Source organism: Micromonospora sp. WMMD987 (genome assembly GCF_029581435.1).
Taxonomy (GTDB): domain Bacteria; phylum Actinomycetota; class Actinomycetes; order Mycobacteriales; family Micromonosporaceae; genus Micromonospora; species Micromonospora rifamycinica.
On the sequence record NZ_CP120861.1, the window covers coordinates 6685631 to 6699407 of the forward strand.

A 13777-nucleotide genomic window follows, 5' to 3' on the forward strand; every position below is an offset into this window, starting at 1 on the left:
GATGTCCGGTCCGGCGGGCTGCCCACGGGGGTTTTCGCCGGCTCCGAGCGCGGAGGGGTCGGTGTCCGGTGACCGTCGGCGCCGCCGGGCCGGAATCCCGGCCGGGCCGACGGCGTTACACCCTGCGTACGACCGCAGCAGCACCCCAGCCGGCGGATCTCCAGCCCGGCAGACCCCACCCGGCCCGGCAGGTCCCGCCGCCCCCGGTGGAATGACCCGGGGCCGGCGGTCGTTACACCTGACTCGGCACGAGAGGCCGCCCCCCGGGCAGGCCCCGCCGCACCCCCGCACCCCACCCCCCGCACGAGCGCCCGACGTGGTGCCCACACCCGCCGCGCCAGTCCCCCCGGACCGGCGCACCCCGACCCTCGCCGGCCGGGAGCCAGGGTGTCGACCCCCGAAGGAGCTACCCCCCATGAACACCACCATCCTGCGCAAGACCGCCCTCGGTATCGCCGGCCTCGCCTTCACCGGCGGCATCCTCGCCGGCCCCGCCACCCACGCCCACGCCACCACCCCCACCGCCGGCACCACCGCCGTCCAGGCCGACAAGCCGGCCGTGGACAAGGACAAGCTGATCCCGCACGGGGTGCAGGGCGAGCAGTCCCGCATCGACCTCGACGACGAGCAGACCGGCAACGTCAAGGCCATCATCGCCGCCACCAAGAAGGCCGGCATGGACGAACGCGCCGCCGTCGTCTCCCTCGCCACCGCCCTCCAGGAATCCAAGCTGAAGAACCTCGGCCACCTCGGCGACCGCAACGACCACGACTCCCAGGGCCTGTTCCAACAGCGCCCCTCCTCCGGCTGGGGCACCGTCGAACAGATCACCGACCCCGAATACGCCACCACCGCGTTCCTCAAGGGCCTCAAGCAGGTCGACGGCTGGCAGGACATGCCCCTGACCAAGGCCGCCCAGACCGTCCAGGTCTCCGCCTACCCCGACCACTACGCCCAGTGGGAACAGCAGGCCGCCGACCTCGTCACCCAACACTGGAACAGCTGACCCACACCCGCACCCGCGAAAGACGTCGCTGGCCGGCACCCCACCAGGGGTGCCGGCCAGCGGCATGTCGCAGTGAACTGTGGAGAGTTGTTGCTGCCCCAGCAACAACAACTCTCCACGGACATCGGCCTGCGGAACGCAGCGACCACCTACCCGGGGACGGTGGGCAGCAGCGCCGGACCACCCCTCCGGGCGCAGGGGGTGTCAGACCGCGCGGCGGCCCTCGAAGGCCCGGCCCAGGGTGATCTCGTCGGCGTACTCCAGGTCGCCGCCGACCGGCAGGCCACTGGCCAGCCGGGTGACCGCGATCCCCATCGGCTTGACCATCAGCGCCAGGTACGTCGCGGTCGCCTCGCCCTCGGTGTTCGGGTCGGTGGCGAGGATCAGCTCCCGGATCGTGCCCGCGCTGAGCCGGCTCATCAGCTCCCGGATGCGCAGGTTGTCCGGGCCGATCCCCTCCAGCGGGTTGATCGCCCCGCCGAGCACGTGGTAGCGGCCCCGGAACTCACCGGTCCGCTCGATCGCCACCACGTCCTTGGGCTCCTCGACCACGCAGATCACCTCGTCGGTGCGGCGCGGGTCGCGGCAGATCCGGCACTGTTCCGACTCGGCGACGTTGAAGCAGGTGGTGCAGAACCTCACCAGGTCCTTGACCTTGCGCAGCGCGCCGGCCAGCCGGTTGACGTCGGCCGGGTCCGCCGAGAGGACGTGGAAGGCGATCCGCTGGGCGCTCTTCGGGCCGACGCCCGGCAGCCGCCCCAGCTCGTCGATCAGGTCCTGGATGGCACCCTCGTACATCCGCGGGTCAGAATCCGGGCAGGCCGAGGCCGCCCATGCCGCCGGCCACCGGACCCATCTTCTGGTCGGTCAGCTCCTTCGCCGCCTCGGCCGCGTTGTGCAGGGCCGCGACGACCAGGTCCTCCAGGGTCTCGACGTCCTCCGGGTCGACCGCCTTCGGGTCGATCCTGATGCTCTTGATCTCGCCGGAGCCGGACACGGTCGCGGTGACCAGACCGCCACCGGCGGTGCCGGTCAGCTCGGCCTCGGCCAACTCGGCCTGTGCCTTGGCGATCTGCTGCTGCATCTTCTGCGCCTGCTTCAGCATCTGCTGCATGTTCGGCTGTCCACCTGGGCGCACGGAGGGCTCCTTCTCGCACTCGTCTGCTCGGCCGCGCCCAGCCTAGTCGGGGGCGACCGGTGGTCCCGTCCGGGGAACGGCGCGTCAGCGCGCGTCCACCTCGTCGATCGTCTCGGCACCGAACGCCTCCCGGAGCAGCTGCACCGCCTGCTCCTCGCTGGACTGCCGGGCGGTCCGCTCGTCGATCACCTCGTCCAGCGGCTCGTCGCCCGGATCGAACCCCTCGTAGGCCGGGGCGGTCGGGGGAACCCGGCCACCGCCCCGCACCGGCCCGTCGTAGTCCGGGTCGTACGGCGGTTCACCGGCCCAGTCCGCGTCGGCCGTCTTCCGGGCCGGCTGGGCGGAGCGCGGCCCCTTGGCGGTGCCGGCGGCAGCCGCCGCCGCAGCCGCCCGGGCCGCCGCGATCGCACTGCTCTTCGGCCCGCCGGACGCACCCGGCGCGGGAGGTGGCGGGCTGGCCGGCGGTCCGGCCGGCTTCGCTACGACCGGCTTCGCTGCGGCGGCAGCCGGCTGCTCCGGTACGGCGGGAGCCGTCGGCGCGGTGGCCGTGGCCCCGCCCGGACGGGCCGCCTCCGGCCAGTCCTCCTCGTCGTCGGCCGGAGCAGCGCCCGACGGACCGTCCCCGGCTACCGGCACACCGGTCCCCCGGGGCTCGCCCGCACCCGCCCGACCGGCGGCAGGGGCCGACCCGGCACCGGCCGGACCGCCCCGGTCCGCGCCGACTCCCGCCGGACCCGCGCCGCCGACCGGACCGCCCCGGTCCACCCCGACGCCGGCCGCACCCGCGCCGCCGGCCGGACCCGCGCCGCCGGCCGGACCGGCCAGGCCACCGGAATCGGCACCCGGAACGGCCGCCGGGCGGGGCGGGGCGGACTGCCGGGCCGGGCCGCCGAGCGCGGAGCCGCCCCGCTCACCGGCCACTTCGCAGCGGATCTGCCAGCGACCGCCGAACTCCTCGTAGAGCGCATCGGCCAGGACCGAGGTGTGCGCGCCCATCATCTGCGCGAGCACCGGCGACTTGACGGTCAGCACCAGGACGTCCCCGTCCACGTCGCGGACCACCGCGTCGCGCATCAGCGCAGCGGCCGGCTTCTTGACCCGATTGACCTTGGCCACGATCTCGGGCCACACCCGGCGCACCGCGACCGCGTCGAGGGCACCGGGCGCGGCGGCACCGGGCCGAGGCGGCTCCGGGGTCGCCGGGTCGGGCATCACCGCCGAGGCCGGCACCGAACGGCGGACCGGCGCTTCGACACCCGGCTGACCGACGGCGGGACCACCGGATCCGGTCGGCCTGACGGAGGCCGGGTCGGAGCCCGTCGGGCCTGCAGAGGCCGCCCCGGAGCCCGTCGGGCCGGCGAAGGCCGGGTCGGCGCCGGTCGGGCCGGCAGCGGCCGCCCCGGAGCCCGTCGACCCGGCGGGAGGAGCGGAGGCCGGGCCGGGCGGGCCACCCCGGGCGGGAACGTCGGCAGCCGGACCGCCTACCCCAATGCCGGCGGCCGGAGCCCGACGGGTGTCCGCCGTGCCGGCAGGATCGCCGGGAGCGGGACGCGGGCCGGGCGAGGTGGGCCGGGCACCCGCCGCCGCGGCGGCGGCACGGGCGGCGGCCGCCCCGGTCAGCCCACCGGCAGCCGCCGGCGGGCCGGCGGTCACCGGGTCGGACGCGGCGGCAGCCGCCCCCGGGGCGGGGGCCGTGGGGCGTACCTCCGGGGAGGTGGTGGGGGGTGCGGAGCCGGCGGGGGCCGGCGGCAGTTCCCCGCCCCCCAGGGTGAGCCGGCGCTCCAGCCGTTCCAGGCGCTGGAGCAGGCCGCCGGTGGAGTCGTCGGCCCCGGGGAGCAGAATCCGGGCGCAGATCAGCTCCAGCAGCAGCCGGGGCGCGGTGGTGCCCCGCATGTCGACCAGGCCGTTGTGCACGATGTCGGCACAGCGGGACAGGGTGGCCGGGCCGAGCTGCTGGGCCTGGGCGGCCATCCGCTCGATCTGGTCGGCCGGGCCGTCGATCAGGCCCTTGCCGGCGGCGTCCGGCACCTGCTGGAGCACGATCAGGTCGCGGAGCCGTTCGAGTAGGTCGGCGGCGAAGCGGCGCGGATCGTGCCCGGCCTCGGCCACCCGGTCGACGGTGGCGTACGCCGCCGCGCCGTCCCCGGCGGCCAGCGCGTCGCACATCTCGTCGATCAACGCGGCATCGGTGACGCCGAGCAGCGCGGCGGCCCGGGGGTAGCTGACCCCCTCCGGGCCGGCACCGGCGATGAGCTGGTCGAGCACGGAGAGGCTGTCCCGGGCGCTGCCGCCCCCGGCACGCACCACCAGCGGGAAGACCGCCGGATCGACCTTCACCCCCTCGGCCTGGGTGAGCTGCTCCAGGTACGGCCGGAGCACCTTCGGCGGGATCAGCCGGAACGGGTAGTGGTGGGTCCGCGACTTGATCGTGCCGAGGACCTTCTCCGGCTCGGTGGTGGCGAAGATGAACTTGACGTACTCCGGCGGCTCCTCGACCAGCTTGAGCAGCGCGTTGAAGCCGGCCGACGAGACCATGTGCGCCTCGTCGATGACATAGATCTTGAAGCGGCTCTGGGCGGGCGCGAAGAAGGCCTTCTCCCGCAGCTCACGGGCATCGTCGACACCGCCGTGGCTGGCCGCGTCGATCTCGATGACGTCGATCGAGCCGGACCCGTCGATGGCCAGCGACCGGCAGGAGTCGCACTGCCCGCACGGCTCCGGGGTCGGACCCTGCTCGCAGTTGAGCGAGCGGGCCAGGATCCGGGCGCTGGAGGTCTTGCCGCAGCCCCGGGGACCGGAGAAGAGGTAGGCGTGGTTGAGCCGCCCGCTGCGCAGCGCCTGCGACAGCGGCTCGGTGACGTGCTCCTGGCCGATGATCTCGGCGAAGGTGCGCGGCCGGTACTTGCGGTAGAGCGCCAGCGTCACTCGCCCCGCCTCCTCTCGACCGAGCCATTCTGCGCCGGTCGGGCGCGGGTGACCACCCACCACCCCGGACCAGACCCGCAGGTACGGTACCGGTGGGGGGAGACGAAAAGGCCTCCCGTGCACCCGGCAGAGCTCGCTTATCCTTGCTGCCTTCCGGCCCTGGGGAGGTTCACGAGATACCGCCGCACGGGAGGTAGGCACCACCCTACCCGACCCCTGGTGGATCTTCGGGGGGTGGTGGGGTGGCCGGGCCGACGGGGACCTGTATCCTGGCTCGCGGAGGATTCGCCTAGAGGCCTAGGGCGCACGCTTGGAAAGCGTGTTGGGATAAAACCCTCACGAGTTCGAATCTCGTATCCTCCGCTCGTCTGAGCAGCACCAACGACAGGGCCGGCCCCCACAGGACCGGCCCTGAGTCGTCTCTACCGTCGCTCTCGTCTCAGTTCGTGCCGACAGAACCCACGCTTCACCCCGGCGGTCACCGACGAGAACGGGGAGTCCGCTTTCCAGTAGTGCCGGAGCGAGGGCGACCACGAACGGCCGGCTGTCGGCCATGACGCTGCGAAGCCTGAGCAGGCCGACTGTCGCGCTGCGCCCTGGCGAGGATCACCGTGAACACACCGATCAACACCGTGAGGATGCCGCCCCCCACGAGGACCATCCATACGCTCTCGACCACGAGCTGCGAAGCAGCAACGGTCCCAGCGGCCATCATGGTCATCAGGAAGAGGCCAACCACTCCCGTAACCGCTGCCGCAGGAAGGTCACGCCCCTCCCACTCGACTCCCTTCTGGTGGATCTTGAGGCGCGCACGACGCTCATCTGAGGGGTCAGGTTGCGGCTCAGTGACGGTGAAGTCGACTTCCGTCTGCGCCGACCTGCTGTTGTCTTTCCTCGGCATGCACCTGTCCTTCTGCTCAAAAGGTACACAAGGGGGCACTTGCAGGACTTACGCTCACCGTATCGGCCAGCTCGTGTACCCGTAAGAGCTGGTCTCACCTCCGCCATGCGCAGGACGCCGAACGTAACATGTAGCCCCGACCGCCCCGATCCCCACCCCCCGTCCGGTTCCGACCCCGGAAAGTGACCCGGGCCGCCGCAGGGTCGTCTGAAGTGCAGAACAGCAAGGAGCCATACATCATATGGCTATAGGGTTGCCTTCCGGTCATACGTCCGGCAAGGTAGACGGCGCCCAAGATGACCGCCGCCACAAGAACGATCATCAGGCGCAGAGACGAAGAGACCAGCAGCCTCGCAGCAGAGGCCTCGCCCCCGGGCGGCTGCGGTAACAGCCACCCGAAGGGAGAGGATCACAAGAGGGAGAGGCAATGCCATCCGCGACCGCCGTTGCTCCAGTCCAAAATGACCGGCCACAAGAACGCGAACCCAAACAGCCAGAAGGCAATCTCGCACCACCAGCACCTCCGATGAGCCGCGGAAACGGAGGATCGCTCACTAAAGTGACCGTGAACCTACTCCCTCGGACGGTCACTGCGCTTGAGCAAGCAAGCGATGTAACGGGCGACAGCAAGACGGACACGATAAACCGGGCCGTTCAGCTTTATGCCTGGGTGCAGCGAATGATCGATTCCGGCGAATCGCTTAGGGTAGTTAGCCCAGACGGACAAACCAGAGAAATTCACCTATTTTAAGAACAAAAATGCATTAATGGCGGGCAGGCGAGCGCTGTCCGCCATTAATGCATCCACCTAATCCTGTTCCCAGATCAGCCGTTCAGGTTCTGCGCGATGTCCCCACGCACCGGGTCAGTCAAGTGCTGGTGCCGGACAGCCATCGAGTTGGACCAGCCCAAGGTGCCCATCACGGTGCGGCTGGAGACGCCGAGGACCAGGAGCACAGCGGCGATGGTTTGCCGGGCATCGTGCAACCGCCGCCCCGCACCCTGGCGAGCGCGAGCAGCAGACGATGTTTTCGGGTGGTGACGACATAAGACCCTCTCGAATGGCTCAAGTACTGACAGTGACGGACCCGAGGACGAGTCTCCAGACGAGGAAAAATGCCATAGTTGATGTCCACTCTTGGCTACGCGGCTCAACCATCTCAGTTGTCGTCTCATCCGACCACGTTCGAGGCCATCTGTCCAGCTCGTTCGAGGCGATAGCGCTGATTCTCCAATCGGCGGCAGCCCTCGGCGGACACAAGACGACAGACTTGGAAAGCGTGTTGGGATAAAACCCTCACGAGTTCGAATCTCGTATCCTCCGCTCGCCTGAACGGTCGATCCCGTCCACGGCGGTGGTCTGCGCCGGGGGACCGGGCCACCCCGCCGGAGGTGCAGCGCGCCCAGGCGGCACGGGCGGGGCGGACGGTGGAGCTGGCCACCGGGCACCACCCGATGCTCTCCCACCCGGAGCTGCTCGCCGCGCTGCTGCGGGAGATCGTCGCCGAACACGACTGACGACGTATGCGTGGGACGCATACCGTTCACCGGCCGGGGAGGTGGAATGGGCCGATCCAGCGCCTACGGAGGGGAGCCACCTGTGTCCGAGCCGTCGACGACCACCGGCTGCGCGCGGTGCGGTGGTCGCCTCGCCCGGGACAACCACACCGGCAGGTGTGCGCCCTGCCATATGGCGGAGCGGGACCGACTGGTCGCTCCGCCGGAGGTCCCGGGCATGTTCTGGGAGCACGGGCCGATTCGCCGGTCCCTGACCGAACGACATTTCGGGCGGCTACTGCGCGCCTACCGCCACCATCCCTATCACGGTCGACAACCGCTGCCCCAGACGATCGTCGCCGGCTGGCTCGGACTGACTCAGGCGCAGCTCAGCCGGGTGGAGACCGGCGCACCGGTCGTGCACCTGGATCGGCTCGTCCGTTGGGCGCGTCTGCTTCAGGTGCCCGCTGCCCAGCTCTGGTTCCGGCTTCCTCAGCCCAGGACGGAATCGGTCGTCATCGGCGACGACGCGGTGCCCGACTCCCATCTGCTGCAAGCGCTTCGGTCGGCCGACCGGCAGATCGGGGGCAGGCACCTGTACGCCACCGTGGTGGCACACCTGGACCGTTTCTCCCAATGTTCGGTAGAAGGCGGTTCATGGCCACGCCGAGCATTCGCCGTCGCCGCCTCGATGCACGAGATGGCGGGGTGGATGGCGCACGACTCCAGATCACCGAGGCTGGCCGACCGTCACTTCCGGGACGCGCTGGGGCTGGCCGAACGCAGCGGCGAAACCGGTCTCGCCGGTCAGATCCGGGGAAGCCTGAGCCATCTGGCCAGTCATCAGGGCGAGGCGGTCGCCGCGATCTCCCACGCGGTCAGCGGGCTGAACGTCCTCGCCGACGATCGCACCGACGGCGCGACCCGGGCCCGGTTGTTCGCACTCCACGCGCGCGGGTTGGCGTTGGCGGGCAGGACCGATGAGTGCCACGCTGCGCTTCAGCAGGCCGAGCGGGCGTTGACCGCACCCCACGCCCCGCGCGCGGAGTGGTTCAGCCCGTTCGACGCCAACTCGCTACAGGTCGACGTGGCCCGCTGCCTGCTCCGACTCGGCGATCTGACAGCAGCGGTCGATGTGCTTGACGGCATCATTGACGAACAACCTGTCGGACGGGTGCGTAGTCAGGCGCTCGCTCGGCTGCTGCTCGCCGCCGCGATGATCGGCCAGGGGCGGGCCGACGAAGCCTGCCCGGTGGTGCACCAGGCGATGGAGCAGAGCACCGGGCTCGGTTCGGCGGTAGTCGTCGACCACATGCGGCAGGTCGCTCTGCTGCTGCGCTCGCACGTCCGCCGTTGCGCGGAGGTGCCACCGCTGCTGGACCGGCTCCAGCAGACGTTCCAGGAGAGGAACTGGTTGGCCACCCCGCTGCCGAATGCCTGAGACCCGCCCACAATGGCTGTCATGGCCGATCAGCGCCCGCTCTACGAACGCGATCCGGACGCCTGGCAGGCGTACCTTGCGGAAGGCAACGCGAAGCAGGCCCGGAAGCGGGTCGGCGCAGACGTGCTGCTCCGCAACGAACGGGGTGACGTCCTGCTGGTCGATCCGGACTACAAGCCGGACTGGGATCTTCCGGGCGGGATGGTCGAGGCCAACGAGGCACCCCAGTCGGCGGCCGAACGGGAACTGCACGAAGAACTGGGCCTCCGGCGGCGGGTCGGTCGCCTGCTGGTCGTGGACTGGGTCGCGCCACACGGCCCCTGGGACGACAGCTTGATGTTCGTCTTCGACGGCGGGCTGCTCGATGCCGAACCGACCCCGGCGGACGGGGAGCTGCGCAGATGTGGCTTCTTCCCCGCCGATCGGGCCCGGACACTCCTGCGGCCCTACCTCTGGAGCCGGCTCCGCCATGCCCTCGACGCGGCCGAGGACGGCTGTCCGCGCTATCTGGTCGACGGCATGGACCAGGGGTCGACATCGCGCGGGTGACCGAGCGCATCGGCTGAATTGCCGCACCGAACCAGTACCGTACGGGCACTCACGGCGGCCCAGGATCCGTCGTACACATGTGCTATCCACAGGCTGTGGACGGCGGAGGAATCGGATGAGTTACCAGCTCAGCGCGGTCGTCGCGGATGTCGAGCTGCTGCGCGAGCAGACCGCCGACCTGGATCACGCGGTGCTGGCGGCGCTCCGGCAGGACTTCGCGTTGCTGCCGGTGACCCCGCACCTGGTCGAGGAGCTGACCGGCGCGCTGCCGGACTTCCATCCCGAGGAGCCGACCGCCGAGCAGCCGTTCGAGCTGGTCTTCTCACCGGCCCTCGGCGCGCTGCTCGACAGCTGGTCCCGGCGCGGTCCGGTGGCGTACCTGGAGGCGGAGTTCGCCGGCGGCCTCGGCCGTCAGGCCTCGGCGGTCTGGCTGGGCGGCCGACTGAGCTGGGGGCCGCGCTTCGACCACGCGTTCACGCTGCCGCGTGGGGAGTGGCCGATCAACGCGGCGCTGGTCCGGCTCGGCGTGGAGCCGGGGCGGTGGCTCGACCCGTTCGCCGAGCTGGGCCTGCACCTGGAGCGGAACACCGCCGGCTGGTTGGCCCACGGCCGGCGCGGGCTGACCGCCGACTACTGGGACGAGTTGGCCGAGGAATGGGAGGAGCGGCAATTCCCGGCTGACCAGCAACCTGAACGCCCCGGTCCCGTTGTGGACTGGGGGATTCTATGAAATTGCGACAATTCGCCGTGCTCGCGGCGTTACTGGTAGCTGCCTCGGCATCGGGCAGCGGCACCCATCCGTCCGGACCCGACATCCCGGCGCGGCCGATCGGCCCCGGCCAGGTGGTCGGCCTGCACGGCCTGTCCGGGGCCGAGTTCGGCGACAGCGAGACGGAGCTGACCCGACGCGGGATGCTCCGCACCGCCGCCGACACCTGCGGTACGACGCTGGCCGGGCACGGGACGGCCAGCCCGATCTTCGTCGACGACCGGCTGGTGCTGCTCTGGCTCGACGACCCGATGAGCACCCCGGAGGGGATCACCGTGGGCACCCCGGTCGGGGTGGTGCTGAGCCGCTACCCGTCGGCGGTCCGGCTGCACGCGCCACCGCGGACGTACCGGTTCGACGGGCTGCTGGCCCGCGACGGCGAGCGGGGCTACCTCTTCCTGCACGACGGCACCGCCGTCCGGGAGATCATCGCCGGGTACGCCGACTGGGCCCGCCGCCTCTTCGACGAGGGCTACGGTCCCTGCTGAGCCGAGAGCTACGGCCCCTGCTGAGCCGACGTCGCGGACCGGGCGAGAATCCGGCGGACCAGCCGAGTATCCGATGGCCCATGATCGACCACCGTGGAATCATCTGCTCGCCCGCGCAGCGGCGCGGCAGCCCACGGGGAGTCATGGTGAGAACGAAGCTGTCCACACGCCCGCACCGCCGACCGGGCGCGAGGTGGCTGGCGGTCGTCGCCACCGTCGCCGTGACCATCCTGATCGGACCGGCGGCCACCCTGGCGGCCGGCCCGAACCTGCCGAGCGGCGACGCCACGACCGGTGCGCGGCCGGCAGCACCGACGCCGGCCCCGACGCCCGCCGCACCGGGAGCGGCACCGGTCGGAGCGGGAGCGGCGGCGGTCGGACCGGGAGGTGCGACGGTCGCACCGGGAACAGCGGCGGTCGGAGCAGGAACAGCGGCGGGTCGCCCCGGGGCCGTGGTGACCACGCCGGGGGTGACGGCCGGGCGTCCGGCACCCGCCGGGAAGCCGGCGGCCGAGACGACCGAACCGCCGGTACGCACCTCCACCCGCACCGCGCCCCCGCAGGCACCCCGCCCCGGGCGCACCTGCGGTGGGATGCTCCCGCTGGGCACCGTGGTGACGTGCGCGGCGATCGTCGACACGCAGCAGCACCGGTGGACGGTCACCACCTCCGCCGACCAGGACATCCTGGTCACCCAGCTCACCCGGGGCAGCGGCGACCACGCCCAGGGCTGGGTCACCGACTCCACCGGCGCGCACGTCTGCTGGTTCGGCATCGACTCGGACAGTTGCCAGCTCGGCCCGGCCGGCACCTACACGGTCACCGTCAAGCTGCCCTACCCCACCGGCCGCGGCGACTACACCCTGGCCGTCGAGTCCACCCGTGCCCCGTCGACGTGTCGGGAACTGCCCGAGTCGTTCTTCTCCTTCACCTTCCCCGGGGTCACCGGCACCCTGCCGGCGGGCGCGGCGGCCCACTGCTTCCGCTTCGACCAGCCGGTGCACTCGGTGCTGCGGACGTACGACCCGAGTGGGGAGTTCGACGTGCGGGGGCAGGTCCTCGACGCCGACTTCCAGCCGCTGTGCGAGGTGCGGTACGTCGACCGGTGCACCCTGGACCGGCCCGGCCCGTACCGGCTCCTCCTGCGGGAGCAGTACGGCACCGCCAGCGCGTACACCCTGCGGATGCCACGGCTGTCGCACCCGGTCGGCTGCCCGGCCGTGCCGCTGGCCCCGTTCGGTGATCCCGGCGCGGCCGTGGGCAGCGGAACGGTGAGCCAGCAGGAGGAGGTCGGCTGCCACGTGGTGACCACCCCGGCCGCCGGTCCGCTGCTGGTCCGGCTCAACCAGTACCACGACCAGTACATCTCCTGGACGATGTACGACGCGGCCGGCGACCAGGTCTGCTCCGAGTACGACCCCGGCCGGGGCTGCCCGGTCCCGGCCGCCGGGTCGTACACGCTGCTGATGCTCAACCGGAACGACTTCGGCACCGCGATCGACTACCAGGTGGCGGTGACCCGTCTCGACCACACCGACGGCTGTGCCCCGGCCACCGGCACGTCCTGGGACCAGGCCGCCCTCCGGCTGCACCAGACCTCCCAGGTGCAGACCAACTGCCAGCCGTTCACCGGCACCGCCGGCCAGCGGATGGTCACCTACGTCGCGCCCGACAGGTACAACGACGCCTGGTCCTGGCTGGTCGACTCCGCCGGCACGGCGATCTGCACCGGGTCGTCGGACGAGGACGGCTGCGTGCTGCCCGCCACCGGCACCTATCGGGTGATCACGTACCTGAGCTGGTGGCAGGCCGACAGCACCGACCTGACGTACCGGTTGCAGGTGCGCCGGCTCTCCGACCCGGCCGGCTGCCCGACGATCACGCCCGGGGAGTACGATGCCCCGCCCGCCGGTGCGCTGGGCGGCATCCGGTGCCGGATCCTCGACCTGCCCGCCGCCGGCACCTACCGGGTCAAGGCGATGACCGACGACAACTACCGGCGGTACGGCAACGTCTACGACAGCACCGGGCACAAGCTCTGCACCGGCATCTCCTGCGAGGTGCCGGCGGCGGGGCGGTACACCCTGGTCCTCGACGGCAGCATGACCCGCACGGTGATCGACAACGACGCCCAGCACGCCTTCGCGCTGCTGCCCTGGCAGGTCACCGGCTGCCCGACCGTTTCCGACACGGGGTGGCGGGACGCGCCGCACCGGGGCACCTTCGAGGTCCCCGCGCAGTACCGCTGCCTGCGGCTGCCCAGCCCGGCCGGGGCCCGGGTGGTCGGGCTGCTGCCGGGTGACGCGACGGAGGCGACCACGCCGGAGATGAGCGTGGTCGACGCGACCGGCGACGAGGTGTGCGACTACTACTCGCTGCGTCAGTACGCCTGCGCGCTGACCGGGCCGGCCCCGCACTCGGTGCTGCTCAGTGCCCGTGACGGCTATCCCTCCACCTCGTACACCTTCGGGGTGGCCCGGGTGGACGGCCCGCCGGCCTGCCCGGTGCTGGCCGGCGACGCGGCGGGGTCCACGGTGACCACCGGCCCGGACCGGTTCGCGGTCTGCCTCTCGGTGCCGGCCGACCAGCACGCTGCCCGGCAGAGTTTCACCTGGTCCCGGACGGCCGGTGCCGGCGATGCGCGGCTGTCGGTCTTCGACGCCCAGGGCGTCCGCTACTGCGGCCCGAGCGGCTACTCCGTGGGGCGGACGATCACCTGCACGCTGCCGGCCGGGCCGGTCACCGTGCTGCTGGAGTCGGACGCGCTCGCCGCGACGTACCGGCTCACCCACGCGCCAGCGGAGTGACCCGTGGTGGGGTCGGCACGCGCCGGCCCCACCGCGACGCCCGAGGCCCGACGACGGCCCTGACCACAAGGAACGCGGGCCGTACCGCTGTCCGCCCTGGACACGACGTTTACGGCCCCGACCGGGGAGCACGTATGCGCCCGGTTCCGCCAGCCTGCTCCGTGTTGATCACGCACGGGGGATCCCACTGTGACGCCAGGTGCCCTATCATCAATATGCACGTGCATATGCACGTGCATATGCACAGTCCTGAGAC

At 71.6% G+C, this 13777-nt stretch carries 11 protein-coding genes, 1 tRNA gene and 1 other RNA gene; 8 read left to right on the forward strand and 5 right to left on the reverse strand.

Annotated elements, in window-relative coordinates; translation table 11 throughout:
• Window positions 1-415 precede the first annotated feature (415 nt).
• The gene (locus tag O7612_RS28545; protein WP_282268997.1) at window positions 416-1006 is read left to right on the forward strand and encodes a hypothetical protein; all 591 of its coding nucleotides are present in this window, start codon (window positions 416-418) and stop codon (window positions 1004-1006) included.
• A 204-nt stretch (window positions 1007-1210) separates the two neighbouring features.
• On the opposite strand, the gene recR is transcribed toward O7612_RS28545, so the two are convergent.
• The 4 genes from recR to ffs all read right to left on the reverse strand — a co-directional run bounded on the left by recR (window position 1211) and on the right by ffs (window position 5265).
• Window positions 1211-1804 (reverse strand): recombination mediator RecR, encoded by a 594-nt coding sequence (gene recR, locus O7612_RS28550; protein WP_067309855.1) that lies wholly within the window; start codon window positions 1802-1804, stop codon window positions 1211-1213.
• Window positions 1805-1811: 7 nt separating this feature from the next.
• On the reverse strand, window positions 1812-2120 hold the full coding sequence (locus O7612_RS28555) for a YbaB/EbfC family nucleoid-associated protein (protein WP_067309858.1): 309 nt from the start codon (window positions 2118-2120) through the stop codon (window positions 1812-1814).
• 108 nt (window positions 2121-2228) lie between these two features.
• Window positions 2229-5069, reverse strand: a complete 2841-nt coding sequence (locus O7612_RS28560; protein WP_282269000.1) for a DNA polymerase III subunit gamma and tau — start codon at window positions 5067-5069, stop codon at window positions 2229-2231.
• A 106-nt stretch (window positions 5070-5175) separates the two neighbouring features.
• Window positions 5176-5265: signal recognition particle sRNA small type (ffs, locus tag O7612_RS28565), an RNA gene on the reverse strand.
• Between the two features lie 82 nt (window positions 5266-5347).
• On the opposite strand from ffs, the gene O7612_RS28570 reads away from it, so the two are divergent.
• Window positions 5348-5432 (forward strand) — tRNA-Ser (locus O7612_RS28570).
• 1363 nt (window positions 5433-6795) lie between these two features.
• Here the strand turns inward: O7612_RS28570 and O7612_RS28575 are convergent.
• Window positions 6796-6927, reverse strand: coding sequence for a hypothetical protein (locus tag O7612_RS28575; protein WP_282269002.1), 132 nt, complete (start codon window positions 6925-6927; stop codon window positions 6796-6798).
• 435 nt (window positions 6928-7362) lie between these two features.
• Between O7612_RS28575 and O7612_RS28580 the strand changes: the two genes are divergently transcribed.
• The 6 genes from O7612_RS28580 (at window position 7363) to O7612_RS28605 (ending at window position 13521) form a co-directional block, all read left to right on the forward strand.
• On the forward strand, window positions 7363-7488 hold the full coding sequence (locus tag O7612_RS28580) for a hypothetical protein (protein WP_282269004.1): 126 nt from the start codon (window positions 7363-7365) through the stop codon (window positions 7486-7488).
• Window positions 7489-7705: 217 nt separating this feature from the next.
• Window positions 7706-8908, forward strand: a complete 1203-nt coding sequence (locus O7612_RS28585; protein ID WP_282269006.1) for a helix-turn-helix transcriptional regulator — start codon at window positions 7706-7708, stop codon at window positions 8906-8908.
• 21 nt (window positions 8909-8929) lie between these two features.
• Window positions 8930-9457 carry an NUDIX hydrolase gene (locus O7612_RS28590; RefSeq protein ID WP_282269008.1) on the forward strand — a complete coding sequence of 176 codons (528 nt, stop codon included), beginning with the start codon at window positions 8930-8932 and terminating at the stop codon, window positions 9455-9457.
• A gap of 115 nt (window positions 9458-9572) precedes the next feature.
• Entirely contained in the window at window positions 9573-10187 is a 615-nt protein-coding gene (locus O7612_RS28595; RefSeq protein ID WP_282269010.1) for a hypothetical protein, read from the forward strand.
• Window positions 10184-10714: a hypothetical protein gene (locus O7612_RS28600; RefSeq protein WP_282269012.1), complete on the forward strand. Its 531-nt coding sequence runs from the start codon at window positions 10184-10186 to the stop codon at window positions 10712-10714. Before O7612_RS28595 ends, O7612_RS28600 begins: the two co-directional genes overlap by 4 nt.
• A gap of 452 nt (window positions 10715-11166) precedes the next feature.
• Window positions 11167-13521 carry a hypothetical protein gene (locus O7612_RS28605; RefSeq protein WP_282269014.1) on the forward strand — a complete coding sequence of 785 codons (2355 nt, stop codon included), beginning with the start codon at window positions 11167-11169 and terminating at the stop codon, window positions 13519-13521.
• The last annotated feature ends 256 nt before the right edge of the window (window positions 13522-13777 follow it).